The organism is Chelativorans sp. M5D2P16, from assembly GCF_034427935.1.
In the GTDB taxonomy this organism is placed as follows: Bacteria; Pseudomonadota; Alphaproteobacteria; order Rhizobiales; family Rhizobiaceae; genus Chelativorans.
The window spans coordinates 57,354-80,937 of record NZ_JAXQNM010000040.1; the positions used below are offsets into that span (position 1 = coordinate 57,354).

The following is a 23,584-nucleotide window of genomic DNA, read 5'->3' on the forward strand; positions in this document are numbered from 1 at the left end:
CGATCCTTCCGCCCGGCTCTTCATGCGAAAGCTACTTGATCTGATCTTCGGTGTAGTAGCCGCTGCCGATCAGCACCTTTTCCCAGTTCTCCGCCGTGACCGGAACCGGCTCCAAGAGGTACGACGGCACGACCTTGACGCCGTTGTCATAGGTCTCGGTGTCGTTGATCTCCGGCTCGCCGCCGCCCAGCACGGCGTTGACCATGCCGACCGTGACGCGGGCAAGCTCGCGCGTGTCCTTGAAGATGGTGGAGTACTGGTCGCCGCGCAGAATGGCTTTCACCGACGGCACCTCGGCGTCCTGGCCGGAGACGATCGGCATGGGCAGGTCCTCCGACCCGTAGCCGACACCCTTCAGTGAGGAGATGATGCCGATCGACAGGCCGTCATAGGGCGACAGCACGCCGTGCACCTGCTTGTCGGTGTAGTTGGCCGACAGGAGGTTGTCCATGCGGGCCTGGGCGACGGAGCCGTCCCAGCGCAGTGTGCCGACCGTGTCCATCCCCATCTGGCCGGACGGGATCACCACCTTGCCCTCGTCGATCAGCGGCTGCAGCACCGACATGGCGCCGTCGTAGAAAAAGTAGGCGTTGTTGTCGTCAGGCGAGCCGCCGAACAGCTCGACGTTCCAGACGTCCTCGTCGGGAAAACGCTGTTCCAGGCCTTCGACCAGCGTGTTGGCCTGCTGTACGCCGACCTGGAAGTTGTCGAAGGTGGCGTAATAGTCGACATGCGCGCTGTCGCGGATCAGGCGGTCATAGGCGATCACCTCTATGCCGGCCGCGTCGGCGTTGGCCAGCGCGTTGGAAAGCGTCGTGCCGTCGATCGCGGCGATCACGAGCACGTCCACGCCCTTGGTGATCATGTTCTCGATCTGCGCGAGCTGGTTTGGGATGTCGTCCTCGGCATATTGCAGGTCGGTGGCATAGCCGGCGGCCTCGAACTGCTCGACCATGCTGTTGCCGTCGGAAATCCAGCGTGCCGAGGACTTTGTCGGCATGGCAATGCCGACCGTGCCCTTGTCCTGCGCCGCCGCGGGACCGGCCATCGAGGCGGCGACCATCGCGGTCGTTGCCAGGGCAAGCGTCAAAAATCTCATGGAATCCTCCCAGGTCTGACAATGGGCCGCACGACGCAACCGCCGAACCGGCCAGGCTACGAATGGCACGGAGATGAAGCTGGCACCGCGGCGGCGCCTCGCGAGAACCTCCCTCCCCGCCACGGGCTGTGCTCTGATGCACCGGCCGCGGGCATGACAGGCATAGGAACCCGTGTTATTCAGGTCAAATGCGGTTTCGCATGAATGATATGACGATATTGGTATATCGTTTTCGGAGACTTGGATGCTCGACAGCCCGGCTTCCTTCCAGAGTGATTTCCTCGCCCGCCGCGGGTTGAAGCTTTCGCATCTGCGTCTGATCGCTGCCCTCAAGGAAACGGGTCAGATGAGCGCGGCCGCCGCCCATCTCGCCATCTCGCAGCCGGCGGCCTCGCGCATGGCGGCGGAGATGGAGGAAATCCTCGGTGTGCCGCTGCACAGCCGGCACGCGCGCGGCGTCGTTCTGACCGCCTATGGCGAACGGCTCGCCATGCGGGCGCGCGCCATGCTGCAGGGTCTGGACGATGCGGCGCGCGAGATCACCGAGATGGAGCGCGGCAACCAGGGCACGGTGTCGGTCGGCGCGGTCACGGGGCCGGCGCTCGACATCGTTCTTCCCGCGCTTCGGCAGTTGCGCCTCACCCACCCCAAGATATCGGTCAGCGTGACGGTCGACACCAGCGACGGGCTCGCCGAGGACCTGCTGGCCGCGCGGCTGGATTTCTATATCGGCCGCGTTCTGGGCGACGTCGATCCGCGCATGTTCCTGACAAAGGAGGTCGAGCCCGAGCCGATCAGCCTGATCGCACGCAGCGGGCATCCGCTGACCCGGCGTTCCCCCGCGACAGTTGAGGAGTGCGTGGCCTACGATTGGGTTCTGCAGACGCCGAGCGGGCTCTTGCGGCGGACACTCGAGAACTTCCTGATGGCGCGCGGCGTCGCCTTGCCGGACAAGGTGCTGAGCACTTCGTCGATGCTGCTCACCCTTGGTTACATCAGCCAGTCCAACGCGATCGCACCCATCGCCAAGGCCGCCGCCACCTTTTACGGCCGCGAGGAAGGGCTCAACGGCCGCATCGTGGAACTGCCACTGGAGACGGAAATCACCGTCGCGCCCTATTCGCTGGTGCAGCATGCCGAAAGGCCGCTGTCGCCTTCCTCACAGGTGCTTTTCGACGTGGTTTCCGAGGTGATCAGGAGCAAGGCGGTTTAAACTTCGCCTTTCCGACTCCGGTGCCTGAACGCCGGGGTCGAGGTTCACCTACTTTCTGCCGCTGTCCTCTTTCCCGGGTGTCGCGGCGACGGTATCGGCGACCACCGCGCCACGCTGTCCCATCGGTTCTTCGGGGCCCGTCGTCGTGTCGTCGGACGTCTGGTGCTCCATTTCGGCGTTCAGTTCGGCCCCCACCAGCACGATCAGCACCGAGATCCAGATCCAGATCATGAAGCCGATGGCGGCGCCGAGCGAGCCGTAGGTGGCGTTGTAATCCGCGAAATTGCGCAGATAGAAGGAAAAGCCGATCGAGGCGGCCAGCCAGACGAGTACAGCAAGCACACCGCCAAAGGTGACCCATTGCCATTGCGCCTTTTCGCGGCTGGGGCCGATCCGGTAGAGCGCGGCAATGACAAGGAAGGCGAAGAACAGGAGCAGGATCCAGCGGCCGATCTCTGCAAGAAAATTGCCCAGCGGCCCCAGATCGACGAAGGCAAGAACCGCCGGAACGACGCCGACCACCGCGATGAGAAGCATCACGACGAACATCGCCGCGATGGTGCAGGCGAACGTGATGGCGGTGAGCTTGAAGAAACCGCGCTTCTCGCTCTCGCCATAGGCCACGTTCATTCCCTGGAACAGCGCCTTGATGCCGTTGTTGGCGCTCCAGAACGCCAGCGCGAAAGAAATCAGGAAGCCCAGGCCGAGCGACTGCGGATCGCCGGAGGTCAAAGCATTGAGTTGCTCGCGAATGAGATCCAGGCCGGCGGCCGGCAGCACCCCTTCCAGATAGGTCAGGTGGTCGGCGACGGTCTGGGGATCGGCGAAAAAACCGTAGAGCGAAACGAAGGCGGCGAGCGCGGGAAACAGCGCAAGGATCAGGTAAAAGGTAATCCCCGCTGCGACGAGGCTGATGCGCTCGCGGGTGAACTTCGTTGCCGAGCGCCGCACGATATCCCACCAGCCGCGCCAGGGGATTTCATGCGGTCTGCGCGCGTTTCTTCCGCGTTCCCGCCCCTGACGGGTTTCCCGATCACCACCTTGATCCGGCCCGTTGTCCAGAATGCTCTCCCGTTTGTGAACAGTCCCGCCGTCCCCAACTTTCACACGGCGCCCGGTGTTCCCGCGCAGCGGAGGCGGACGACCCAGATGGTCCCGGACTAGCGGCCGGCAGGGATCGCGGGAGATCTCTTACCTGTTGCGGACACGAACCGCTCGAAGACCCCCTCCGATCCGACCTGGCCACCTTTCAGCATCAACCGCATTCCATCGCGCTGCGTGGCATCCGAATGCGCGCGGCAGATCGCGACACCCGCATCCAGCCGCTCCTCGAACGAGAGGCTGTGGAAACCGAGCCGGCGGACGACGATGCTCGAAGTGTCGCCGCCGGCAATGCCAAGGGCGCACACCGCCTGCCGGTCGAGGATGAGGCTGACCAGGTCGGCGAGCTTGTGCGAAAGGGCCGCGCCGCTCACGCCGTAATCCGTCGACGGCTCGAGATGCGCCAGGACGTCCTCTGTGCGCGCCAGCGCCGCAGCGGCCCGCGCGGCGAGCCGATCCGTCGCCGTCGCATCTTCCAGATCTCGCGGGCCGATCGGCAGGCGGTGGAAGCCGCGCGCGGCCTCGACCTGCGCCGCGGTAACTTCCGAGCGGCTGCCGGCCACGACGAGACAAGGTCCCGCCTTCCTTTCATCGCGCGCCGGGCGGTCCCCGTCGCCGGGGCGAAGGTCACCACCGAGCGCTTCGGCAATACTGCTGGCGCCGACGGCCAGCAACGGGCGCGCTTCACCCCTTGGGCCACCAAGCACCGCGCCTATCGTCTCGATATCGGTCTGGTCGCAGGCGTCGAACAGAAGCCGGCGCTCGCCGCCGCGGATCAGATCGGCAAGCCGCTCGCGCAGGCGCGGCACGCCTTCCATGATCTCGGGCCGTGATATGAGGCGCAGTGGATCGAGCCCCTGTCGCGCCAGGTGGACACGCAGATCGGCTTCCGTCATCGGCGTGATCGGATGGTTGCGCATCACCGGATGGCGGTCGATGCGATGCACTTCGCCATCCGCGCCGCGCGCGAACAGATTGCCGAACGCGCAGTAGCGGCCGAGGCTCGGCTGTCCGCCGACCACCGCCAGGAGCGCCGGCGCGAGATCGCGTTCCAGGGCCGCCACCGCGGCCCCTATGCTGCCGGTCTCGGGGGAGGAATCGAAGGTCGAGCAGACCTTGTAATGGACGACGCGCGGAGCGAGCGCCTTCAACACAGGCGTCAGCGCCTCTATCCTTGCCGTGACGGCGGCGGCCGGCAGCGATCGGAACTCGGTGGCGATGCCGATCGCATCGAAACCCTCGTCGGCAATCCTTCCTGGATCCGGCGGCTCGAGGAACAGGCGGACACGACGTCCGGTCCGCGCGAGCGTCGCCAGTGTGTCGGAAGCGCCGGTGAAATCGTCGCCGATGAAGAGGTAGTCGACGCCCGCGCCCATGCTCATTTCCCGAAGAAACCGAGGGCCGCCTGCAGTTCCGGCAGGCGCTTCGCCGCCGCCTCGAGCGGCACGCCGGAGGCGATGGCCTCGTAGGCCTGGCGCAGGCTCTTCACACCGGCCGCCGGACCATCCGGATGGGCCAGGATGCCGCCGCCCGCCAGAAACATGAAGTCGGCCGACCCGACCGCTTCGTGGGTCGCAGGCATTGTCCCCGCCCACTGTCCGGAGGAGAATACGGGCAGAACCGCATCCTTCTCCTCCGGCGCATCGGCAGCGAGCGGCTGCAGGCAGCGGCGGGCGGCGGACGCCACCTCCTCGGCTGGATCCGAGAACTTGCCGCCGATCCCGTGGACATGCATATGGTCGATGCCGGCGAGCCGATAGAGCGCCTGATAGGCGCCGAAGCCAATGCCGAGCGCCGGATGGCGCGAAAAGGCACCGAAGCCGTTCCGATGGCCGTGAACGGCGAGCGGCGTGGAGCGCCGGAGGGTCTGGAGCGCCGACAGGCCGCACCAGTTGAGGCTTGCCATGACGCAGGACCCGCCCTCGGCTTCGACAAGGTCGGCATGCCGGCGCATGGCGTCGGTCTCGTCGGTGACGTTGAAGGCCACCATGACGTCGCGGCCGGTGCGCTCGCTGTGCTTGCGAACCCGGCGCATCACCGCCGGCACCCGCTCGGCAAGGGGGGCGTGGTCCGGATCGCCGCAAATCTCATCATCCTTGATGAAGTCGACTCCCGACGCGCAAAGAAGGTCCACGAGATCGGCGATCTCCTCGGCGCGCAGGCCGACGTTGGGCTTGATGATGGTGCCGAAGAAAGGTCTGTCCTCGATGGCAACTTGCCGGCGCGTTCCCGCCACGCCGAGGCGCGGCCGCTCGAAGCGCATTCGGAAAGCCTGTGGGAGCGCGACATCAACCAGCCTGAGGCCCGTCACCTCTCCGAGATCGTAGAGATTGCCGGCGAGCGTCGCGGCAAGGGTGGGCAGGTTGGGCCCCATATTGGCGGTCGGGAAGGCGATCGTCACCCGTGCCCGCCGGAAAGGCCCTCCGACGCCCTTGCGCTCGAGATAAGCGCTCTCGAGACTGGGGGCCTCCCGGGGCGCGAGTTCCGTAACCGAAACGACCTCCGCCGCCGCCCGTGCGCGCAGTGCATCGGTCTCGCCGGCCACGCGGACGAAGGTTCCGCTGCTCTGCTCGCCGGCCATCACCGCCGCTACCTCTCGAGGATCGAGCGGCGTTTCGACGATATACTGCGCCTCGATGGTCTCCGCCTTCATGCGCGCCTCACAGTCGTGAAAGGTCCGGGAAGGGGCGAACGGGATCCGAGCCGTCCCAACCTTCGGCCGCATCGCGGATCATTTCGAACAGCCTGCCCTTGGGGCCGACGACCTCGGAAAGTTCGATCACGGTGCCGGGATGGGCCTCCCGGTCGAAATAGACGAAGCGGCCGTTGGCGCCGACCTTTCCGCTCATCTTCTGGCGAAAGCCTTCCGCCTCCATGCGTGCAAGGTCGGCATCGTAAGCTTGGGTCCAGTAGGCCACGTGCTGAAGGCCGCTGTGGCCGGCGCGAAGAAAATCGCGATACATGGACGGCGCGTCGTTGCGTATCTCGATCAGTTCGACCTGGAGGGGACCGCTGTTGGCGAGGGCGACGGCATTGTGGACCTCGTAGGGCTGGCCGTCATAGCGGTAGCCCTCGATCGGCACCTTGGGATTGTAGAACCACGGGCCGACGCCCATGACGGAATGCCAATGGGCCATGGCGGCTTCGATGTCGTCCACCACATAGCCGAGCTGGCGGATCGCACCCAGAAATCTGCTCATATTGAAACCTATTGCATGACGAGTTTGGGGAGCCACGTCGAGACCGCCGGAACCGCGGTGACGACGAGCAATGAAAGCAGCAGCGGCAGAAGAAACGGCAGCACGCCGCGGATGACCGCGTGAACGGGCATTCTGGCGACGATGGAGACCATGTAGAGGCTCATGCCGATCGGCGGGGTGAGCAGACCGATCATCAGGTTGAGAACGAAGACGATGCCGAGTTGCAAGGGATCCACCCCCGCCGCGTGAAGGGCGGGGGCGACGATCGGCGCGATGATCAGGATGGCGGCGATCGATTCCAGCACCATGCCGACGACGATCAGGAGAATGTTGACCAGAAGCAGCAGGACGAAAGGATCGTCGGAAAGGCCGAGCAGGAAGGCCCCCGCCTTGGCCGGAACCCGGTCGAGGGTGAGCACCCAGGCGAAGACGGCGGCGGTCGACACGATGAAGAGGATGCTGGCGGTCGCTTCCACTGTCTCGCGCAGGCTTTCCCAGACCGCCCGCAAGGTCAAGGTCCGGTAAACCGCGAAGCCGATCAGGAGCGCATAGGCCACCGTGACGCCGGCCACCTCGGTGGGACCGAAGAAGCCGCTCAGGAGTCCGCCGATCAGCAGCAGCGGGGTCAAAAGCGCGGGAAAGGAGACCAGCGCCTTCTTCGCCACCGCCCGCAGGGACGGGCTGACGGTGTCACGCGGGAGATTGTAGAGGCGGGCGATGACCGTCACCTGAACCATCAGGAAGAGCGTGATCAGGACTGCCGGAATGATGCCCGCGATCAGGAGCTGGACGGCCGAGACGTTGGCAACGCTTGCGTAGATGATGATCGGGATCGACGGCGGAAAGATCGGCCCGACCGTGGCGGAGGCGATGGTGATGCCGGCGGCGAACTTCCTGTCGTAGCTCTGGCCGGTCATCTGGTCGATCTGGATCTTGCCCAGCGCGCCGATATCGGCGAGTGCGGCCCCGGAAACACCGGAGAAGATCAGGCTGACGAGGATCGACACCTGCGCCACCGCACCGCGAATCCGGCCGACGATGAGGCGCACAAGATCGAAGATGTGCGTCGTCACCCCCATCGCATTGAGCAGGCTTGCCGCGAAGATGAACAGCGGGACGGCGAGAAGCGGCGTCGAATCCAGCGCGTTGACGGCGCGCTGCGCAAGCACGTTGACCGGCAACCCGTAGACGATCATCACCAGCGCCGAGGAAAGCCCGAGCGAGACGGCGACTGGAGCGCCGAGCGCGAGTGTCACGGCGAAGAGGGCAAGCAGGACGAGGCTCATGAGGGCGCACCGTCCTTCCCGGAGGCTGGGTCACTGAAAATCCCGGCGAGGCGGACGACCGCCACGAGCAGAAGAAGGACGAACGACAGGAGGGCGGGTGCGTAGAACAGCCAGTTCGGAATGCCGATGGCCGGCGTGGCGAACTTTCCGGCCCGGGAGAGGAAGGACTGGAAGCCGTAGAGCGTGAGCATGCAGAAGGCCAGCACGGCGATCTCCGCGACGGCGAGCGTGTAGCGGCGCAGATGCAGGGGCAGCATCATCGGCACCAGATCGACCGCCACATGCTGTCCGCGCAGGGCCAATAGGGGCACGCAGAGGAAGACGACGCCGATGCCGCTGAAGCGCGCGAATTCGTCCGCCCAGGGCATGCCGAGATCGAACACGTTGCGCCCGACCACCTGGCCGAAGACGAGCACGAACATCAGCGCCAGGAGGAGGATCGCAACGGTGCGGCAGGCCAGAGAAACGGTCTCCAACAGGCGGCCTGCCGCAGTGACGGTGTTCCCGATAGGCATCGTCCCGCTCGAGCCGCCCTTAGCCGATTGCCCGGATCTTCTCGTAAAGCGCGCCGTACTCGTCGCCGAAACGCTCCTGGACGAGTTCCTGGACCGAACTGCGGAAGGCTTCGATCTCCAGGCCGTCGTCGGGGCCGATCACCGTCATGCCTTGCTCGCGCAGCGCCTGGGTATCCTTTTCCTCATTGTCCTGGATGGCCCTGGTGGCGCGCTCGCGGATCTCGGCCGATGCCGCGTTAACGGCCTCCTTCTGCGCGTCCGAAAGACCCTGCCATACATCCTCGTTCATGACGACGACCTCGGCGTTGGACATATGGCCGGTAAGCATGAGGTGCGACTGCACCTCATAGAGCTTGACGTTGAGGATGACGTTCACCGGGTTCTCCTGGCCGGCCACGACACCGGTCGCGAGTGCCGTCGGCACCTCGGACCAGTCTACCGGAACGGCCGCCGCGCCCAGGCCTTCGACCGCCGTCGTGTAGATGGGAAAGGGCACGGCGCGGATCTTTTCGCCGGCGAGATCGGCGGGCGAATAGACCGGCTTGTTGGCGGTGAGATGCCGGCGGCCGAAATAGTGGGCGTAGATGACGCGCACATTGGCCGCTTCGATCAGGCCCTGGTTCAGTTCCTGCATCACCGGCGAACCGACATCCATCACCTTCATCAGATGATCGACGTCGCGGTAGAGGTAAGGCGTGTCGAGGGCGGCGAAGGGCGCATAGAGGGAACCGATCCCGCCCGCCGTGTTGTGCGACAAGGCGATGGTGCCGAGCGAGACGGCCTCGGCAAGCTCCTGCAGCTTGCCCAATTGCGAGGAGGGAAAGACCTCGACAGCCAGGTCTCCCGCCGAGTGCTTGGACACCGCCTCCGCGAACCAGTCCGCCTGCGCACCGGCAACGCTCGCCGGCTCGTTGTTGTGTCCGTAACGCAGCGTCAGCGACTGCGCGCGCGAGCGGCCTGGAAGCATGGCTGCCGCGCCTGCGCCGAGGCCGAGTGCGAGCGCCGATCGGCGGTTGATGCGTGGCGAAGCAATGTGTGTCGATGTCCGGTTCATCGGATCCTCCCATGATTTGTTCTGACGGACCGTAGACTGCTGCCGTATCTCAACTTCCGGCCTGCTGCCCACTTGACATAAGGCTAGGAACTCTCATGCTTCTGGTCAAACCGGAAAAAATGAGGCTTTTTGAGGTGTCATCAACCCAAGGAAACGGTCCGCCGGTGCCGCTCATGAGCGATATCGCGGAGGCGGCACAAGTCTCTCTGGCCACCGTCGACCGGGTGCTCAACCGGCGCAAGGGGGTGAAGACGCGCACCGTCCGGCGCGTGCTCGATACGGCACTCGCCCTCGGCTATGTCAGCGCGGCGGAACATGCACGGCTCTCGCGCCCGCGCCCACCGAATGTCGTCTTTCTGCTGCCGATGGGCGGAAACCCCTATCTCCGACTGCTCGGCGACCGGGTCCGAGCCGTCGCGCAATCCAAGTCGCGCGACGAGGCGCAGGTGCGGTGCTTCTTCATCGAAAGCTTCGACGCCAAGGCGCTCGCCGGCGCAATCCGGCATCACGCCGCCTGGGCCGACGGCATAGCCTTCATGGCCATAGACCATCCGCTGGTGCGCGAAGCGGTCGAGGAAGTCTCCGCCTCCGGGCGGCGCATCGTCACGATCATCTCCGACCTGCAGCATTCGCTGCGCGACGCCTATGTGGGCCTCGACAACCAGGCCGCCGGACGCACTGCCGGATACCTGCTCGGCCGGTTCTGCCGGGCGCGAACGGGCAGCGTCGCGCTGGTCGCGGGTAGCCGCAACTACCGGGCTCACGCGGAACGCGAGATGGGCTTTCTGGGTCTCCTGGAAGAGACGTATCCGGGGTTGCGGGTGGTCGGAATGCGCGAGGGTCATGACGACCGCGAGGAGAACTATCGCCACGCCATGTCCCTTCTGGAACAAAACGCGGATCTCGCCGGCATCTACAATGTCGGCGGCTCGTCCGACGGGATCGGGCGGGCGCTGCGCGAGAAGGGCAGATCCGACGACATCGTCTTCATCGGCCACGGCCTGACGGGCGACACCCGCAGGCTTCTCATCGAAGGCATCATCGATGCGGTGATCAACTCGGATCCCGACATGCTCCTGGCTTCGGCGCTGCGTATCTTCGAGGACCTTCAGCGGGGCGACATCGCAAATCCGGCCGCGCTGCCGCCCGTCAAGATGGACATCATCTTCCGCGAGAACCTTCCCCCGGCCCTGTCGGTGGGTGGCGGGCCGGCATCGCGCGGCATCCGCCGGCCGTCATGAGAAGCCGGCGCGTTCAGGCCGGCGTCAACGCGCCAGCCAGCCGCCATCGACCGGCAGCACCGCGCCGTGCACGTAGCGCGCGGCGCCCGAGGCCAGGAAAACGGCAGCCCCGCCCAAATCCGATGGCTCGCCCCAGCGACCGGCGGGAATGCGGTCGACAATAGCCTGATAGCGCTGCTTGTCCTCGCGCAAGGCCTTGGTATTGGCGGTGGCGACGTAGCCCGGGGCGATCGCGTTCACGTTCAGACCCCTGGCAGCCCACTCGCAGGCAAGAATCCTTGTGAGGCCCAGAACGCCGTGCTTCGCCGCCGTGTAGGAGGAGACCCGTATTCCGCCCTGGAAGGATAGAAGCGAGGCGATGTTCACGATGCGTCCGCCCGCGCCGCGATCGAAGGCAGCCCGCGCGAACGCCTGGCTCAAGAGGAAGACGGCCTTGAGGTTGACGTCGATCACGTCGTCCCAGTCCGCCTCGGCGAAGTCGACCGCTTCGGCGCGCCGAATGATCCCGGCATTGTTGACGAGGATATCGAGCCCCTCCCCCGCCCGCGCGACCTCCTCGACAAGCCGGGCGCCTGCCGCCGGGTCGGCAAGGTCGAGCGCAAGCGGCTCGGCGCTGCCGCCGGACGCGCGGATCCGCCCGACGGTGTCGTCCATCGAGGAACGTCCGGCGCAGACGACATGCGCACCCGCCTCGGCCAAAGCGAGCCCGATGGCCTGGCCGATGCCGGTGTTGGCGCCGGTCACCAGCGCGCGACGTCCTGAAAGATCGAACAAGCTCATCTCAACCTCCATTGTCCACCACCATGACGTCCCTGCAATCGACATTGCCCCGCCGCATAACGCTGGAGGCAATGTCTGTCCGGAATGGGCGACCGGCCGGTCGGGCGTCAATCGTCGCGGAGCGGCTCGACGACGAACTTGCCGCCCTGGTAGACCGCTTCGGGTGCGTCCTTCGCCGGTGGGGGGCCGGCCTCGACCTCATCGCGGTAGACGGCCGAATTGTCCTTGGGCCGCCAGCCGATATAGGCGGCGTGGCTGTTGTCCCACCAGCGCTCGTCGTTGTCCGATATTCCGTAGAGCGTCGGGCAACCCAGGCGCGGGACGGCGAAGACGCGCTCGACCAGCGAGACGAAATCGTCCGGGCTCAGCCAGGTAGCGAGCATGCGGCGGTCCTTCGGCTTGGGAAAGCACGAGCCGATGCGCACGATCGCCGTCTCCATGCCGAAGCGGTCGTAATACATCCGCGCCAGCCCCTCGGCGAAGTGCTTGGACAGGCCGTAGAGCGTGTCGGGCCGCGGTATCGCCGCGTGATCGAGATGCTGATCCTGGGTGTACATGCCGATCACGTGATTCGAGCTTGCAAGAAAGATGCGGTTGCAACCAGCCCGGCGCGCCGCCTCGTAGATGTGAAACGTGCCGTGGATGTTGGCGTTGGAGATGACGGAGAAGGGCCCTTCGACCGACTTTCCTCCAAGATGGACGATCCCGTCACAGCCCTCCACCAGGCGATAGACGGCCTCCTTGTCGCCGAGGTCGCATTGAACGCATTCCTCGTGCGTCGCAGCGGGGCCGAGATCGCCGATGTCGGAAAGGCGCAGCGTTTCGGCGAGGCCGGCAAGCCTTTGCCGCGCCAGTTTGCCGAGATTGCCGCCGGCGCCGGTGATGAGAAGTCGCTTCAGCATTTTCAGGCTCATTCGATCAGATTGGGCAGTGTCAGCGAGATGGCGGGAACATACGTCGTCAGAAGCAGCGCGACGAGGATGGCGGTATAGAACGGCCAGATCGTGCGCACCGCGTCCTGGATCTTCACCCCACCCACCACGCAGCCGACGAACAGGCAAGCCCCCACGGGCGGCGTACACAGGCCGAGACCGAGATTCATCATCATGATGATCCCGAACTGGATCGGGTCGACGCCGATCGAGATCATGACCGGCAGGAAGATGGGCGTGCAGATGAGGATGAGCGCGGCCATGTCCATGATCATGCCGAGGGCCAGGAGGATGATGTTCAGCATGAGAAGGATGACGAGCGGATTGTCGGAGACGAAGGTGAGCCCCGCCGCGAGAAGTTCGGGAACGCGGTAAAGCGCCAGGAGATAGGCGAAGGCGGAGGCGCAGCCGACCAGGATCATCACCAGCGAGGTGGTGATGACGGCACGCAGAACCGCCTGCCTGAACTTCTCCCAGGTCAGTTCGCGATAGACCAGCGCCGTCACGACGATGGCATAGATGGCCCCGACGGCACCGGATTCGGTGACGGTCATGACGCCCGACAGCACGCCGCCGACGATGATGATCGCCGTCAGCAGGCCGGGGATGGCCACGACAAAGCTGGTCAGCAGGAACGCCCAGCCGGGAAAGGTTTCGGACCGGTAGCCGCGCTTGACCGCCACCAGATAGGCGGCCACGCCGAGGCACAGGCACATCAGGATTCCCGGCACGATACCGGCGATGAAGAGCTTGGAGACGGATATGCCGCCCGCCGCCACCGCATAAAGGATCATGTTGTGGCTGGGCGGAATGACCACCCCGGCCAGCGACGAGGTGACGGTGACGTTCACGCTGTAGTCCGGATCGTAACCCTTCTCTTTCATCACCGGCATGAGGATGGAGCCAAGCGCGGAAGTGTCGGCCACCGCCGAGCCGGAAATGCCGCCAAAGAGCATCGAGGAGGCAACGTTGACCAGCCCCAGACCACCGCGCACCGCGCCGACGGCCGCCGCTGCGAGGCGGACAAGCCGCGCGGCGATGCCGCCCTGCAGCATCAGTTCTCCAGCGAAGATGAAGAAGGGGATGGCGAGCAGCGAGAAAACCGAGATGCCCGACAGGATCCGCTGAAAGGCGACGAAGAGCGGCAGCCCTTCATAGAGAAATCCGGTCACCGTGGCGATGCCAAGGGCAAAGGCGACCGGAACACCGGCGACCATAAGGCCCAGAAAGGTGCCGAGAAGAAGGAGAAGTCCCATCGATTTTCGTTCCTGCGGTCAGCGGCCGGGGGTACGCCAGCGGCGGTACAATGAAGCGGCCACGAAGAGGACCGTCAGCACGCCGCAGATGGCGAGCGGCGCGGCGCGCCAGCTTTCGGTCAAGCCGAGCAGTGGAATTTTGCGATGCAGGTTGGTCATCACCAGATGCCAGCCCTGCCAGGCCATGAAGCAGCCGAAGGCGATCATGGCCAGGTCACTGACGAGCCGCAGGACGGCGCGCGGGAGCGGTGGCATCGCCTCGCGGATGAAATCGATGCTCAAATGCGCATCGCGCCGGATGCCGACCGCCGCCCCCAGAAAGGTGACGTAGACGACGATGATGAGCGAGGCCTGCTCGACCCAGGTCGGCGTGTCGTTGAGAACATACCGGCCGTAGACGAGCCACCCGAAAATGCCGATCAGCAGAACGAGAAGAACACCGGCGAACCAGTGGCAGAGATCCGCCAAACGGTCGAGAAACCGTTCCACCAGGCCCGGCAGCCCGCTTTCCCGATCTTCGAGCCGGTTGTCCTTCAGCATCGCGCCATGCTCCGTGAGGCGGGACCGGAATGCAATCCGGCCCCGCATTGGCTATCGGCTCAGTTGCTCTGCTGAATGGACCGGATCAACGGCTCGAGGTCCGGATTTTCTTCGATGAAGGCGGCGTAGACGGGCTCCATGGCCGCCTGGAAGGCCGACTTGTCGGCGATCTCGTTGATCTGGATCCCGGCCTCCTCGACCCTCTTGCGGCTTTCCGCCGACCCCTCGGCCCACAGCTCACGTTGCGTTTCGGCCGCCCGGACGGCCGCCTCGCGCACGATCTCCTGATCCTCCGCAGAGAGCGCCTCCCAGCTCGCCTTGGCGATGCAGATGCACTCGGGGATGATCAGGTGCTCGGTGGTCGAATAGAACTTGGCCACCTCGAAATGATTGCTCGAATCGAAGGAAGGATAGTTGTTCTCGGCGCCGTCGATGACGCCGGTCTTCAGCGACTGGTAGACCTCGCCGTAGGCCATGGGCGTCGCATTGCCGCCCATCTTGTCCACCATCTGCACATAGAGATCGTTGTTCATGACCCTGAGCTTCAGCCCATCGAGGTCGTCCGGCGTCTCGATCGCACGTTTGGTGTTGTAGAAGCTGCGCGCACCCGAATCGAACCAGGAAAGGGCGATGAGGCCGTTCTCGGCCAGAGCGTCGGCGAATTGCTGACCGATTTCGCCGTCCATCACCTCGTGCATGTGATCGAGGCCGGAGAACAGGAAAGGCAGCGACAGGACATTGGTGGCCGGAACGATCGGCCCCATTGGCCCCATGTTGAAATTCGCGAAATCGAGCGCCCCGTTGCGCGTTTGCTCGATGGCGTCCGGCTGGTCGCCGAGAACGCCGCCGTGGTAGACGGTCGCGCTGACCCGGCCTTCCGTGTTCTCGGTCACCTCCTCGGCGAACTGCTCCAGCGCGACGCTGTTTGGATAGCCTTCCGGATGGATGTTCCAGCCGCGCCAGTCCGCCGCCGATGCCATCGCTACCTGCGCCAGCAAGAAGGAGCCGGCAAGCGCGGTGGTGCAAAGAATGTTCCTCATGTGTTTCCTCCCATTGCGCCGATTGTTGTCATATAGACCAAACCACTTATAATACATGTTTGGAAACAGCGTCAACGATGATAAGACGGACACACGCGATCGCCGCACCGATTCTGCCGCGCGGCACCGGACGACAGGACAAGGATGCGAGACATGAGCAGCGAAACGGTGCGGACGCGACGGACCGGCCCGGGAACGCAGCGCTCCGGCCGCGTGAGCCTCGTCGCCACCGTCAGCGACGACCTGCGCCGGCGCATCCTGGAAGGCCGCCTCAACATCGGGGACCGGCTGCCCAGCGAGGCCGAACTGACACGGCAATACTCGGTAAGCCGCACCGTCGTCCGCGAGGCCATCGCCACCTTGCGCTACGAGAACCTCGTCGAGGCGCGTCAGGGCGCCGGCGTCTTCGTGCGCAACAACCAGCCGGCCAATGCCGCGCCATTCTCACAACTCGACTACGCCCGCATCTCGTCCATCATCGAGATCCTGGAGTTGCGCGCGGCAGTGGAGATGGAGGCGGCCGCGCTCGCCGCAACGAGGCGATCGCCCGCGCAGGAGGAGGCGATCGCCGAGTGCTACGAGGACATCAACACGCTGATCGGCGCGGGAGAACCCACGCACGATGCCGACATGGCCTTCCACCTGGCCATTGCGGATGCCACAAACAATCCGCGTTTCCGCGAGTTTCTGGCACTGCTCGGTCTTGACGCCATTCCGCGGGCCATGCTGCGCCCGGGGGCGGACATAAGGACGCCGAAGGAATACCTCCTCAAGATTCAGGACGAGCACCGGCAGATCGCCGATGCCATCTCCCTGCGCGACGAGCAAGCCGCCCGTGACGCGATGCGCACGCACCTGATCGGAAGCCAGCAACGCTACCGAGCGCGGCTGCGGAGCGGAAGCGCGTCGGAGCGCAATACATAGTACATCTGTTGACAGATGTATGATGACTTGTATGATCCCGGCTGTCTTAGTGCAGCGAAAGCCTGGAGATCATGGACCCCACCGCCCTCAAATCAGCGCTCGGCTCCGGCCTGTTGTCGTTTCCCGTGACCGCATTCGACGAAAGCGGTGCGTTCAACCGACGCCCGTATCAGGAACATGTCGCGTGGCTGTCGGGGTTCGAGGCAGCCGCCCTTTTCGCGGCCGGCGGCACGGGAGAGTTCTTCTCACTGTCCCCGGAGGAAGTGCCGGTGATCGTCAAGGCAGCCAAGGAGGCAGCCGGCGACACCCCGATCGTTGCCGGCTGCGGCTATGGAACCCGGGTGGCCGTGGACATTGCCAAGGCGGCGGAGGAAGCCGGCGCCGACGGGCTCCTGCTTCTGCCCCACTATCTCATCGACGCACCCCAGGAAGGCCTTTACCAGCACGTGAAGGCCGTGTGCGACGCCGTCTCGATCGGCATCATGGTCTACAACCGCAACAACTCGATCCTGAAGCCCGAGACGCTCGAGCGGCTGTGCGAGAACTGCCCCAACCTCATCGGCTTCAAGGACGGCTCGGGCGATATCGCTCTGGTGCGCGAAGTCACAGCGCGCATGGGCGACCGGCTGACCTATCTCGGCGGCATGCCGACGGCCGAGCTTTTTGCCGAGGCGTATCTCGGGGCGGGCTTCACCACCTACTCCTCGGCCGTCTTCAATTTCGTGCCGGCGCTGGCGCAGGAATTCTATCGCGCGCTGCGGGCCGGCGAGAGCGACGTGACGTTGCGCATCCTCAATGAATTCTTCTATCCTTTCATGAAAATCCGCGATCGCAATGCCGGCTATGCGGTCTCGGCCATCAAGGCCGGCGTGCGCATTCTCGGCTTCGACGCCGGCCCGGTGCGCGCGCCGCTGACGGATCTGACGGAGGAGGAGGTGGCGATGCTCGAAAAGCTGATCGCGCCCCACAGATCATGAAAATCGCCGAGGTCCGCACACATATTCTCGACCACAGGCTCGGCCGCGCCTTCGAAAGTGCCTCCATGCGCTTCGACCGGCGTCAGCACTGCCTGGTGGAAATCGTCTGCGAGGACGGCACCACGGGCTGGGGCGAGTGCCTCGGCCCGGCCCTGCCCAATGCGGCGGTCGTCAAAGCCTACGCAAAGGCCCTCCTCGGCCGCGACCCGCTGGAGACGGAAAAGCTCTCGCTGGAGCTTTATCATCTGCTGCGCGACCAGGGTCAGCGCGGACTGACGGTGACGGCGCTGTCGGGAATCGACATCGCGCTATGGGATATCAAGGGCAAGCGTTTCGGCGCACCCGTCTCCGTTCTTCTCGGCGGTCGCTTCCGCGAGAGCGTGCGGGCCTACGCCACCGGCTGCTTCCGGCCGGTGGGCGAGGACCGTATCGCGGCCACCGTCGCCGAGGTCACAGAGTATCGGCGCCAGGGCTTCCATGCGGTGAAGATCAAGATCGGCTTCGACGTCGAGGAGGATCTCGCGGTCATCGAAGCAGTGCGGGACACCATCGGCCCGGACATGCGGCTGATGGTGGACGCCAATCACGGCTATGACGTTCTGGAAGCGATCGCGCTCGGCAAGGGCGCGGCGCGCTTCGGCGTCGACTGGCTGGAGGAGCCGGTTCTGCCGGAGCAGCTCGGCGCCTACCAGGCCGTGCGGGCCGGCCAGCCGCTTCCCGTCGCCGGAGGCGAGACCTGGCACGGGCGTTTCGGCATGGCCGGGCCGATCGAAAGCCGCTGCATCGACATCGTCCAGCCGGACATCTGCGGCACGGGCGGTTTCACGGAGATGCGCCGCATTGCCGATCTCGCCGCCCTCCACGGCGTCCGGCTGGTACCGCATGTGTGGGGGACGGCCGTCCAGATCGCCGCCAGCCTGCAATTCATCGCCGCACAGGCCCCGAACCCGCCGCGGCCGAGGCCGGTCGAGCCGATCCTCGAATTCGACCGGACGGACAATCCGTTCCGCCAGGCCGTGGTCAAAACGCCGATCGAGCATGAGAACGGCGTCGTGCGCATTCCCGACGGGCCGGGGCTGGGCATCGAGATCGATCGGGCGGCACTGGAAAAATTCGCGCTCAAAGAGGCCGACGCGTGATCGAGCGGAAATATTCGGGCGAAAAGCCCAAAACACCCATGCCGGCCGGTGCGACGGATACGCAGATGCACATGTATCTGCCGGACTTTCCCGCCAAGCCTAACGCGCCGGCCCTTCCCGAAGGGCTACCCGGGCCGGATGACTATCGGCAGGTGATGGCGTGGCTCGGCATCGATCGCGTGGTGATCACGCAGGGCAACGCGCATCAGACGGATAACGCCAATCTTCTGGCCTGTCTCCGCGCGATGGGCTCCATCGCCCGCGGCGTCGCCACCATTACGGGAGAGACGAGCGACAGCGAAATGGAGGCGCTGCACGCGGCAGGCGTGCGCGGCGCACGCATCATGGACCTGCCGGGCGGCGCGGTCGGGCTGGAGGCACTGGAAGCAGTCGATGCGCGGGCACACGCCTTCGGCTGGTGCATCGCCGTCCAGTTCGACGGCAACATGCTTCCGGAACATGCGCCAAGACTCGAACGGCTGCAAAGCCGCTATATCATCGACCACCACGGGAAGTTTCTTTCAAGCGGGGCCATGCCGCAATCGCCGGAGATCGACACCCTGAAGCGGCTGATCGACGGCGGCAATTGCTGGTTCAAGTTCGCCGGCTGCTACGAATCCTCGCGTGCGGGCCCGCCCGACTACGACGATATCGCCGACGTGGCGCGCCACATGGCGGCGCATGCGCCCGAGCGCATCATCTGGGGCACGAACTGGCCGCACAATCTCGTCAAGCGCACCGAGGATTATCCTGACGACGCGGCACTTCTCGACACCGTGCTCGGCTGGGTGCCGGAAGCACACCAACGCCGGGTGCTCGTCGACAATCCCGCCGAGCTCTTCGGGTTCGCCGAGTAGACGCGCGATATTGCCCCTGCGTTGCCTTTCAGGGGTCCTCGGAGGGGTCCGGTACAAGCTCGCCGGCTTCAAGGAGCCCTAGACATTCTTCGGCCCTGTGCCTGTCGAGGTCGTCGAGAGGGCTTCCCTCCAGCGTGACGACGGTTCCGGTGGAGGTGTAGACCACCTTCCACCGGTCATCGCCCGTCTCGCGAACCGCAAATCGCTTCGTCACTGCCGGTTATTCCTCCAATCCGCGCAGGATCGAACGGCTCCGGATGGAATGCGTTCCCTATCGCTTCGCCATTTCGCGCAGCGGGACCGCCCTGAGCTTTTCGGCCTGGCCGGCGGTCCCGAAGCCCTCGAATTTTTCAAGGCACAACGCCGTTACCGCGTCCCTCGCCGGTGCAAGGTATTTGCGCGGGTCGAACTCGCCGGGCGCCTCGGCGAGCGTGCGCCGTATGGCGGCGGTGATGGCCAGGCGGATGTCGGTATCGATGTTGATCTTGCGCACGCCATGGCGGATGCCGCGCTTGATCTCCTCCATCGGAACGCCCCAGGTCGGCTTGATCTCGCCGCCATGGGCATTGATGGATTCGCAAAGCTCCTGCGGCACCGACGACGATCCGTGCATGACGAGGTGCGTGTTGGGCAGCCGCTTATGGATCTCCTCGATCACGCCCATGGCGAGAACTTCGCCGTCGGGCTTGCGGCTGAACTTGTAAGCGCCGTGGCTCGTGCCCATCGCCACCGCCAGGGCGTCGACGCCCGTGTCGGCGACGAAGCGCTCCGCTTCCTCGGGATCGGTGAGAAGCTGATCATGGGACAGCTTGCCGGTCGCGCCGTGGCCGTCTTCCTGGTCCCCCATGCCGGTCTCGAGCGATCCCAGAACGCCCAACTCACCCTCCACGGATACCCCCGCCGCGTGAGCGATCTCCACGACGCGGGCTGTGATGCCGGCATTGTATGCGTAATCGGCGGGCGTCTTGCCGTCCTCCTTGAGGGAGCCGTCCATCATGACGGAGGTGAAGCCGTGCTGGATGGCCGTCACGCAGGTGGCCAGGTTGTTGCCGTGGTCAAGATGCACACAGACCGGGATATGCGGATAGAGCTCGACCAGCCCATCGATGAGCCGCGACAGGACGAGGTCGTTGGCGTAGGCCCGCGCGCCGCGGCTCATTTGCAGAATGACCGGGGCGCCGGCCCTGTCGGCGGCGGCCATGATGGCGAGCCCCTGTTCCATGTTGCTGATGTTGAAGGCCGGCACGCCGTAGTCGTTCTCGGCGGCGTGGTCGAGAAGCTGGCGCAGGGTGATGCGGGCCATTGGCGTTCCTCCTTAGGCGTTCAGATAGTTTTGAACAGTGGCGACCTCGGCCGCGGAGCCGAAGACAAGCGCGGTCTTTTCGTGGATGTCGGCAGGCGTCCGCGCGAGGACGGGACCGCACCCGTCAGTTGCGGCGCCACCCGCCTGCTCGATCAGGAAGGCAATCGGGAAGGCCTCGTAGAGAAGGCGCAAGTGCCCCTTTTCGTATCCCGGGCGGGCATCGGCCGGATAAAGGAATAGCCCGCCGTTCAACAGAATGCGGTGGAGGTCTCCGACCGCCGCCGCGATCCAGCGCATATTGACGTCTTCGCCGCGCGAACCTTCGCGACCGGCCAGACAATCGTCGATGTAGCGCCGCAACCCGGGTGGGAAGTGGCGGTGGTTCGAGGCGTTGAAGGCGATCGTCCGGGTCTTTTCGGGAAGGGCCGGCGCCCGGCCGGCAACCCGGAACAGCCCGTCCCGAGGATCGAGGGTAGCAAGGAACACACCCTCGCCCAGGCTGAAGCCGAGATCGACGCTATGCCCGAAGGAAACGTAGCCGGCGGCCAGGATATCACGGCCCGGCCGGAGAAAGCTTTCCCCCTTCGGGAAGACGGCAAAGAAGAGCCCGAGCGGTGCTCCCGTGCCGATGCTGCCCGAGCCGTCGATCGGGTCGATGGCCACGTCGAGCAGACCGGCTTCGTCCAGAACGATCGGCTCGCCGGCTTCCTCCGAGACGACCCGGGCGACCGGCGCCTTGCGCAGAGCATCCAGGATGTGCTCGTGCGCGGCGAGGTCGAGCGCCTTCTGGACGTCCCCGCTCTCGTTCTTCGCAACCGGCACGGCCGGATCGCCCGGAAGCCGTGCCATGGCCAGACGCAGAGCCAGCGGCATGGCCGCCTCGGCGATGGTCGAAACGAGACCTGCAAGTGCGCGACGGCAGTCGTCCGCACCGGCCCATTCGGAGAGAAATCGCGAAAGGGGTGGCGCGGAAACGGGCCGGTCGCCGGCCAGTTCGAGAGCCGCGGCATGGGCCATCGGCATCAACCCTCCACCAGCGCGAGCGCCCGCGTGACGACGGCATCGGTTGTGATGCCGAATTTTTCGTAGAGGACTTCGGCCGGAGCGGACGCGCCGAAGTGGTCGAGCCCGATTACGTCCGCGTCGGATGCGACATAGCGGGTCCAGCCGAACCTGCTCGCCGCCTCCACAGCGACGCGCGGTGCCAGGCCGAGGACGCGCGCGCGGTATTCGGCGGGCTGCGCGTCGAACAACTCCCAGCAGGGCATGGAGACCACCGCCGCCTGTACGCCTTGCGCGGCAAGGACATGCGACGCTTCGACCGCCAGCGCGACTTCCGTCCCCGTGGCGAGAATGGTGACGTCGCGGGCACCCTCGGCATCGCGCAGCACATAGGCGCCTCGGGCAGAGAGATTTTCTGCGCCCTCGCTACGCAGTTGCGGCACGCCCTGGCGCGAGAGGGCAAGCAGCGAGGGCGCCCTGCGGTTACGCACCGCAAGCTCCCAGCACTCGAGCGTCTCCACTGCATCGGCCGGACGGAAGACGTTGAGGTTGGGCATGGCACGCAGGCTCGCCAGGTGCTCGGCCGGCTGGTGGGTCGGGCCGTCCTCGCCGAGCCCGATGCTGTCGTGCGTCATGACGAAGATGGTACCCACCTCCATCAGTGCGGAAAGCCGTATCGCATTGCGGGCATAATCGGAGAAGACGAGGAACGTCCCGCCATAGGGAATGATGCCGCCGTGCACGCTCATGCCGTTCATGGCGGCGGCCATGCCGAATTCCCGCACGCCATAGGAGATGTAGCGCCCATCGGGCGTATCGGCCTGGAAGTCGGTCGCAGTCGCCGAAACGCGCGTGAGGTTGGAGCCCGTGAGATCGGCCGAACCGCCGATCATCTCCGGGCAGATTTCGGCGAGTGTTTCCAGCGCCATCTGGCTGGCCTTCCGCGTTGCCACCTTCTGCGGCTCGGCGAAGAGCCGGATCTTGGCCGCAGCAATGGCCGCATCGAACTCTTCGGGCATTTCGCCTTTCAGCCTGCGCTCAAATTCGGCGCGGCGGCCGGCATCGAGCGCGGCGAGCCGGTCTTCCCAAGCCGCGCGTGCCACGGCGCCACGACGGCCGGCCTCCCGCCACGTCGAGAGAAGCTCTTCCGGGATTTCGAAATCGCCGGCGGCAAGGCCGAGCGTCGCACGCGCGAGCGTCCGCTCCTCCGCGCCCAGCGGCGCGCCGTGCACGGAAGCCTTGCCCGCCTTGTTGGGGGCACCGAGGCCGATCACCGTCTTCATGGCGATCAGCGTCGGGCGGGCGGTCTCGGCCTTCGCCGCCTCGATAGCACGGTCGATTTCCTCGACATCATGCCCGTCACAGGCGAGAACCTGCCAGCCCGCCGCCTCGAAGCGCCCACGAGTGTCTTCGGTGTAGGCCTTGGCCGTGTCCCCGTCGATCGAGATCGCGTTGTCGTCATAAAGCACCGTCAGCTTGCCGAGTCTGAGATGACCGGCGAGACTGATCGCCTCCTGGCTGATGCCTTCCATGAGGCATCCGTCGCCGCAGAAGACCCAGGTACGATGGTCGACGATCTCATTACCGAAGCCGGCCGCGAGCGAACGCTCGGCGATCGCCATGCCGACGGCGCCGGCGAGCCCCTGCCCCAGAGGGCCGGTGGTAATCTCCACGCCCGCGGCATGGCCGTATTCGGGGTGGCCGGCCGTCCTGGCGCCCCATTGGCGGAAGCGCTTGAGCTCGTCGAGCGGCATGTCCTGAAAGCCGGTGAGATAAAGCAGGCTGTAAAGCAGCATCGAGCCGTGGCCGTTCGAAAGCACGAAACGGTCGCGGTCCGGCCAGTCGGGGCGAGAGGCGTCGAATTTGAGATGTCGGGTCCAAAGGACGGTCGCGGCTTCCGCCAGCCCCATCGGCGCACCCGGATGCCCGGACTGGGCGGCCTCGACTGCGTCCATCGACAGCGTGCGAATGCAGTTGGCGAGCGCGAACTGAGCGGCGTTGCCGCTGGCCCGTGCCAGCGCGCGGCTGTGTTGGTTCATGTGCAGGTCTCCCACTCCAGATCTCCCACGGGTTCGTCATGACGTTTAGTAACTTATGATAAAAACCACAATATGAAATCTCAAAA

At 65.4% G+C, this 23,584-nt stretch carries 22 protein-coding genes and 1 pseudogene; 6 read left to right on the forward strand and 17 right to left on the reverse strand.

Going from position 1 to position 23,584, the window contains the following annotated elements; translation table 11 throughout:
* Positions 1 to 31: 31 nt before the first annotated feature.
* Positions 32 to 1,099 carry a multiple monosaccharide ABC transporter substrate-binding protein gene (gene chvE, locus SIN08_RS20555; protein ID WP_322453479.1) on the reverse strand — a complete coding sequence of 356 codons (1,068 nt, stop codon included), beginning with the start codon at positions 1,097 to 1,099 and terminating at the stop codon, positions 32 to 34.
* Positions 1,100 to 1,343: 244 nt separating this feature from the next.
* Between chvE and SIN08_RS20560 the strand changes: the two genes are divergently transcribed.
* Positions 1,344 to 2,312 carry a LysR family transcriptional regulator gene (locus tag SIN08_RS20560; protein ID WP_322453480.1) on the forward strand — a complete coding sequence of 323 codons (969 nt, stop codon included), beginning with the start codon at positions 1,344 to 1,346 and terminating at the stop codon, positions 2,310 to 2,312.
* A gap of 48 nt (positions 2,313 to 2,360) precedes the next feature.
* On the opposite strand, the gene SIN08_RS20565 is transcribed toward SIN08_RS20560, so the two are convergent.
* The 7 genes and pseudogenes from SIN08_RS20565 to SIN08_RS20595 all read right to left on the reverse strand — a co-directional run.
* Complete coding sequence (locus SIN08_RS20565) at positions 2,361 to 3,263, reverse strand: YihY/virulence factor BrkB family protein (protein WP_322453481.1); 903 nt, start codon at positions 3,261 to 3,263, stop codon at positions 2,361 to 2,363.
* A gap of 209 nt (positions 3,264 to 3,472) precedes the next feature.
* Positions 3,473 to 4,789 (reverse strand): four-carbon acid sugar kinase family protein, encoded by a 1,317-nt coding sequence (locus tag SIN08_RS20570; protein WP_322453482.1) that lies wholly within the window; start codon positions 4,787 to 4,789, stop codon positions 3,473 to 3,475.
* A gap of 2 nt (positions 4,790 to 4,791) precedes the next feature.
* Positions 4,792 to 6,066, reverse strand: a complete 1,275-nt coding sequence (locus SIN08_RS20575) for a ribulose-bisphosphate carboxylase large subunit family protein (protein WP_322453483.1) — start codon at positions 6,064 to 6,066, stop codon at positions 4,792 to 4,794.
* 7 nt (positions 6,067 to 6,073) lie between these two features.
* Positions 6,074 to 6,613 carry a VOC family protein gene (locus SIN08_RS20580; RefSeq protein ID WP_322453484.1) on the reverse strand — a complete coding sequence of 180 codons (540 nt, stop codon included), beginning with the start codon at positions 6,611 to 6,613 and terminating at the stop codon, positions 6,074 to 6,076.
* A gap of 8 nt (positions 6,614 to 6,621) precedes the next feature.
* On the reverse strand, positions 6,622 to 7,899 hold the full coding sequence (locus SIN08_RS20585; protein WP_322453485.1) for a TRAP transporter large permease: 1,278 nt from the start codon (positions 7,897 to 7,899) through the stop codon (positions 6,622 to 6,624).
* Entirely contained in the window at positions 7,896 to 8,414 is a 519-nt protein-coding gene (locus SIN08_RS20590; protein ID WP_322453486.1) for a TRAP transporter small permease, read from the reverse strand. Before SIN08_RS20590 ends, SIN08_RS20585 begins: the two co-directional genes overlap by 4 nt.
* A 19-nt stretch (positions 8,415 to 8,433) precedes the next feature.
* A pseudogene (locus SIN08_RS20595) lies at positions 8,434 to 9,279 on the reverse strand (TRAP transporter substrate-binding protein); the annotation flags it as partial.
* Positions 9,280 to 9,641: 362 nt separating this feature from the next.
* Here SIN08_RS20595 and SIN08_RS20600 point away from each other — a divergent pair.
* Positions 9,642 to 10,709, forward strand: a complete 1,068-nt coding sequence (locus SIN08_RS20600) for a LacI family DNA-binding transcriptional regulator (RefSeq protein WP_322453488.1) — start codon at positions 9,642 to 9,644, stop codon at positions 10,707 to 10,709.
* 24 nt (positions 10,710 to 10,733) lie between these two features.
* On the opposite strand, the gene kduD is transcribed toward SIN08_RS20600, so the two are convergent.
* The 5 genes from kduD to SIN08_RS20625 form a co-directional block, all read right to left on the reverse strand.
* Positions 10,734 to 11,489 (reverse strand): 2-dehydro-3-deoxy-D-gluconate 5-dehydrogenase KduD, encoded by a 756-nt coding sequence (kduD, locus tag SIN08_RS20605; RefSeq protein ID WP_322453489.1) that lies wholly within the window; start codon positions 11,487 to 11,489, stop codon positions 10,734 to 10,736.
* A 107-nt stretch (positions 11,490 to 11,596) separates the two neighbouring features.
* Positions 11,597 to 12,388, reverse strand: a complete 792-nt coding sequence (locus SIN08_RS20610) for an NAD-dependent epimerase/dehydratase family protein (protein WP_416208117.1) — start codon at positions 12,386 to 12,388, stop codon at positions 11,597 to 11,599.
* Between the two features lie 11 nt (positions 12,389 to 12,399).
* Positions 12,400 to 13,677, reverse strand: a complete 1,278-nt coding sequence (locus SIN08_RS20615) for a TRAP transporter large permease (protein ID WP_322453491.1) — start codon at positions 13,675 to 13,677, stop codon at positions 12,400 to 12,402.
* A gap of 18 nt (positions 13,678 to 13,695) precedes the next feature.
* Positions 13,696 to 14,217, reverse strand: coding sequence for a TRAP transporter small permease (locus SIN08_RS20620; protein WP_322453492.1), 522 nt, complete (start codon positions 14,215 to 14,217; stop codon positions 13,696 to 13,698).
* Positions 14,218 to 14,276: 59 nt separating this feature from the next.
* Positions 14,277 to 15,257, reverse strand: coding sequence for a TRAP transporter substrate-binding protein (locus tag SIN08_RS20625; protein ID WP_322453493.1), 981 nt, complete (start codon positions 15,255 to 15,257; stop codon positions 14,277 to 14,279).
* Positions 15,258 to 15,410: 153 nt separating this feature from the next.
* Between SIN08_RS20625 and SIN08_RS20630 the strand changes: the two genes are divergently transcribed.
* The 4 genes from SIN08_RS20630 to SIN08_RS20645 all read left to right on the forward strand — a co-directional run bounded on the left by SIN08_RS20630 (position 15,411) and on the right by SIN08_RS20645 (position 19,154).
* Positions 15,411 to 16,181 (forward strand): FadR/GntR family transcriptional regulator, encoded by a 771-nt coding sequence (locus SIN08_RS20630; RefSeq protein WP_322453494.1) that lies wholly within the window; start codon positions 15,411 to 15,413, stop codon positions 16,179 to 16,181.
* A 71-nt stretch (positions 16,182 to 16,252) separates the two neighbouring features.
* Positions 16,253 to 17,158 (forward strand): 5-dehydro-4-deoxyglucarate dehydratase, encoded by a 906-nt coding sequence (gene kdgD, locus SIN08_RS20635; protein ID WP_322453495.1) that lies wholly within the window; start codon positions 16,253 to 16,255, stop codon positions 17,156 to 17,158.
* Positions 17,155 to 18,297, forward strand: coding sequence for a mandelate racemase/muconate lactonizing enzyme family protein (locus SIN08_RS20640; protein WP_322453496.1), 1,143 nt, complete (start codon positions 17,155 to 17,157; stop codon positions 18,295 to 18,297). The genes kdgD and SIN08_RS20640 overlap by 4 nt, the downstream gene beginning before the upstream one ends.
* The gene (locus SIN08_RS20645; protein WP_322453497.1) at positions 18,294 to 19,154 is read left to right on the forward strand and encodes an amidohydrolase family protein; all 861 of its coding nucleotides are present in this window, start codon (positions 18,294 to 18,296) and stop codon (positions 19,152 to 19,154) included. The genes SIN08_RS20640 and SIN08_RS20645 overlap by 4 nt, the downstream gene beginning before the upstream one ends.
* Before the next feature lie 28 nt (positions 19,155 to 19,182).
* Here the strand turns inward: SIN08_RS20645 and SIN08_RS20650 are convergent, their stop codons facing one another.
* From SIN08_RS20650 to tkt, 4 genes are read right to left on the reverse strand one after another with little or no spacing between them, the layout of a single operon-like run.
* Positions 19,183 to 19,368 carry a hypothetical protein gene (locus SIN08_RS20650; RefSeq protein ID WP_322453498.1) on the reverse strand — a complete coding sequence of 62 codons (186 nt, stop codon included), beginning with the start codon at positions 19,366 to 19,368 and terminating at the stop codon, positions 19,183 to 19,185.
* A 57-nt stretch (positions 19,369 to 19,425) separates the two neighbouring features.
* Entirely contained in the window at positions 19,426 to 20,457 is a 1,032-nt protein-coding gene (fba, locus tag SIN08_RS20655) for a class II fructose-bisphosphate aldolase (RefSeq protein ID WP_322453499.1), read from the reverse strand.
* Between the two features lie 12 nt (positions 20,458 to 20,469).
* Positions 20,470 to 21,480, reverse strand: coding sequence for a class 1 fructose-bisphosphatase (locus SIN08_RS20660; protein WP_322453500.1), 1,011 nt, complete (start codon positions 21,478 to 21,480; stop codon positions 20,470 to 20,472).
* Complete coding sequence (tkt, locus tag SIN08_RS20665; protein ID WP_322453501.1) at positions 21,480 to 23,498, reverse strand: transketolase; 2,019 nt, start codon at positions 23,496 to 23,498, stop codon at positions 21,480 to 21,482. Before tkt ends, SIN08_RS20660 begins: the two co-directional genes overlap by 1 nt.
* Positions 23,499 to 23,584: the final 86 nt, after the last annotated feature.

Bases quoted from the DNA above. Each gene is read 5' to 3' on its own strand.
- chvE (WP_322453479.1), bottom strand. From the start codon at position 1,099: ATGAGATTTTTGACGCTTGCCCTGGCAACGACCGCGATGGTCGCCGCC.
- SIN08_RS20560 (WP_322453480.1), top strand. From the start codon at position 1,344: ATGCTCGACAGCCCGGCTTCCTTCCAGAGTGATTTCCTCGCCCGCCGC.
- SIN08_RS20570 (WP_322453482.1), bottom strand. From the start codon at position 4,789: ATGGGCGCGGGCGTCGACTACCTCTTCATCGGCGACGATTTCACCGGC.
- SIN08_RS20575 (WP_322453483.1), bottom strand. From the start codon at position 6,066: ATGAAGGCGGAGACCATCGAGGCGCAGTATATCGTCGAAACGCCGCTC.
- SIN08_RS20580 (WP_322453484.1), bottom strand. From the start codon at position 6,613: ATGAGCAGATTTCTGGGTGCGATCCGCCAGCTCGGCTATGTGGTGGAC.
- SIN08_RS20585 (WP_322453485.1), bottom strand. From the start codon at position 7,899: ATGAGCCTCGTCCTGCTTGCCCTCTTCGCCGTGACACTCGCGCTCGGC.
- SIN08_RS20590 (WP_322453486.1), bottom strand. From the start codon at position 8,414: ATGCCTATCGGGAACACCGTCACTGCGGCAGGCCGCCTGTTGGAGACC.
- SIN08_RS20600 (WP_322453488.1), top strand. From the start codon at position 9,642: ATGAGCGATATCGCGGAGGCGGCACAAGTCTCTCTGGCCACCGTCGAC.
- kduD (WP_322453489.1), bottom strand. From the start codon at position 11,489: ATGAGCTTGTTCGATCTTTCAGGACGTCGCGCGCTGGTGACCGGCGCC.
- SIN08_RS20615 (WP_322453491.1), bottom strand. From the start codon at position 13,677: ATGGGACTTCTCCTTCTTCTCGGCACCTTTCTGGGCCTTATGGTCGCC.
- SIN08_RS20620 (WP_322453492.1), bottom strand. From the start codon at position 14,217: ATGCTGAAGGACAACCGGCTCGAAGATCGGGAAAGCGGGCTGCCGGGC.
- SIN08_RS20625 (WP_322453493.1), bottom strand. From the start codon at position 15,257: ATGAGGAACATTCTTTGCACCACCGCGCTTGCCGGCTCCTTCTTGCTG.
- SIN08_RS20630 (WP_322453494.1), top strand. From the start codon at position 15,411: ATGAGCAGCGAAACGGTGCGGACGCGACGGACCGGCCCGGGAACGCAG.
- kdgD (WP_322453495.1), top strand. From the start codon at position 16,253: ATGGACCCCACCGCCCTCAAATCAGCGCTCGGCTCCGGCCTGTTGTCG.
- SIN08_RS20640 (WP_322453496.1), top strand. From the start codon at position 17,155: ATGAAAATCGCCGAGGTCCGCACACATATTCTCGACCACAGGCTCGGC.
- fba (WP_322453499.1), bottom strand. From the start codon at position 20,457: ATGGCCCGCATCACCCTGCGCCAGCTTCTCGACCACGCCGCCGAGAAC.
- SIN08_RS20660 (WP_322453500.1), bottom strand. From the start codon at position 21,480: ATGCCGATGGCCCATGCCGCGGCTCTCGAACTGGCCGGCGACCGGCCC.
- tkt (WP_322453501.1), bottom strand. From the start codon at position 23,498: ATGAACCAACACAGCCGCGCGCTGGCACGGGCCAGCGGCAACGCCGCT.